The sequence below is a fragment of the Burkholderia sp. HAN2018 genome (assembly GCF_024704855.1).
GTDB classification, from domain to species: domain Bacteria; phylum Pseudomonadota; class Gammaproteobacteria; order Burkholderiales; family Burkholderiaceae; genus Burkholderia; species Burkholderia cepacia.
The window spans coordinates 1-1,963 of record NZ_QOBB01000473.1 but is presented as its reverse complement, the minus strand read 5'-3'; the positions used below and the strand labels follow the sequence as shown (position 1 = coordinate 1,963).

Below are 1,963 nucleotides of genomic sequence, written 5' to 3'. Positions count from 1 at the left end.
AGCGGCACGCCCGGTCGCGATGCGGCCGGCCCGGCCGCCGCCTGCCCGCGCGCTAACGGTGCAGCGGGGGACGACAGGGAACACGGGCGCCGTTCGGCGTCGACTGGATGCACGGACACTTCGATTTCCTCACTATGCGGCGCTGGCCGCGCAACCTCGCGGCATGCGCTGCGTTGCGTCATGCCGCGTTGCATTACGTCACGCCGACGCCGCGCGCCTCGTCATGCGAGCCCGCCGTTGACGGACAGCACCTGCCCCGTCACATAGGCCGCGGCGTCGGACACCAGGTACGCGACCATCGCCGCGACTTCGTCGGGCCGGCCCGCGCGCTGCGCGGGCACGAGCTGCTTGATGCGTTCGGCGGGAAACGCCTGTTCGGCCATCGGCGATTCGATGATGCCGGGCGCGACCGCGTTCACGGTGATGCCGCGCGACGCGAGCTCCAGCGACAGCGACTTCGTCGCGCCGATCAGCCCCGCCTTCGCGGCCGCGTAGTTGACCTGCCCGCGATTGCCGGTCACGCCGGCCACCGACGCGATGTTGACGATCCGTCCGCGCCGCGTGCGGATCATCGGCAGCAACAGCGGCTGCGTGACGTTGAAGAAGCCGTTGAGCGTCACGTCGATCACGCTGTGCCACTGCCGGCGCGACATGCCGGCCATCGGCGCATCGTCGTGAATGCCCGCGTTGTTGACGAGGATCTGCACCGGCGCATCGTCGGCCAGCGGCGCCAGCGCGGCGAGCGTCGCATCGGCGTCGGTCACGTCGAACGCGATCGCGCGCGCGGTGCCGCCGGCCGCGACGATCTGCTGCGCGACCGCTTCCGCCTGCGCGAGATGGCGGTTCGCATGCACCCACACTTCATGGCCGGCCTGCGCGAGCGCCGTGCAGATCGCCTGCCCGAGTGCGCCGCTGCCGCCCGTCACGAGCGCCCGCATCGAATTGCTCCGTTCATCGCGTTTCACCTCGATCGACGCGGCCGCGTATCGTCTGCCGATCGCGGCCGCGTGCCGTCCTCATCTGCGCGCCGCGCCCATGCGCGACGCCGTCACTTCGTGCGGTGCGCGGCGACGTACGCAGCCAGTGCACCGAGCGTCGCGAAGATCTTCTGGTTGTCCGGATTGTCCGAACGCAGCTCGAAGCCGAATTTCTTCGAGATCAGCAGCGCGATTTCCAGGATGTCGATGGAGTCGAGCCCGAAACCCTCGCCGTACAGCGGGGTGTCGGCCGTCACTGTTTCGAGCGGGACGTCTTCGAGATTCAGTTCGCCGATGATCAGCGTGGCGAGCTCTTGTTCCAGTGCGTTCATCATGCGTGCGGGCAGGCGGCCCGTGGCAGCGGAAGGCGCCCGGAAACGGCAATCGCCATGCACGCCCGGCGCGTGCGAATCTCCGTCCCTCCGGCGTCTGCCGGCTTCCCCGCCTGCGTTTTTTGGGGATCGTTTGTAAAAGTTACGCGGATTCTAGACGAACGGGTATCGGGCCGTATACCGCCAATGGTTACAGACTGGCGGGCCGGCGCGGCGCCCCGTTGCGGGACCCGAATGCACCAGATGCTTGAGCCGCTTTGGATGGAAATGGACCGACCCCGCGAAACCGTTCGTCCGGCGCCATACAATCGGTTACAAAACCCGTTCGCGCCCGCTCCGAACACGCGGTGCCGCGGCCCTAAAATGAGCGTGCCCGACCACCGGCCCGGACCCGTCCCGGCCGCCTTTCATCTGATGTTTGACGGCCCGACCCTCGCGTCCGGCCACGATCCGCCCGATGTCGCCAGTCATGCCGCGCCCGTCCTTCCGCTCCGTTCCGGTTCGCCCGTCCTTCCGCCGCCGCCCGGCCGCCGGTGACGGGTACCCGCGCCGTACGCACGGAGGCCGCCGATGAGCCGGCTGCTGCCTGTCGCACGCGGCATCGCCGCGGTCGGCGCCGTCGCGGCATATCAGGCCGGCGCGCACTACGCGGCC

Annotated in this window: 2 protein-coding genes; both read right to left on the bottom strand. The window is 69.3% G+C overall.

Going from position 1 to position 1,963, the window contains the following annotated elements:
• Positions 1-221 precede the first annotated feature (221 nt).
• Positions 222-938 (bottom strand): 3-oxoacyl-ACP reductase FabG, encoded by a 717-nt coding sequence (gene fabG / locus DPV74_RS41085; RefSeq protein ID WP_021160651.1) that lies wholly within the window; start codon positions 936-938, stop codon positions 222-224.
• A gap of 110 nt (positions 939-1,048) precedes the next feature.
• Positions 1,049-1,309: a phosphopantetheine-binding protein gene (locus DPV74_RS41080; protein ID WP_027789129.1), complete on the bottom strand. Its 261-nt coding sequence runs from the start codon at positions 1,307-1,309 to the stop codon at positions 1,049-1,051.
• Positions 1,310-1,963: the final 654 nt, after the last annotated feature.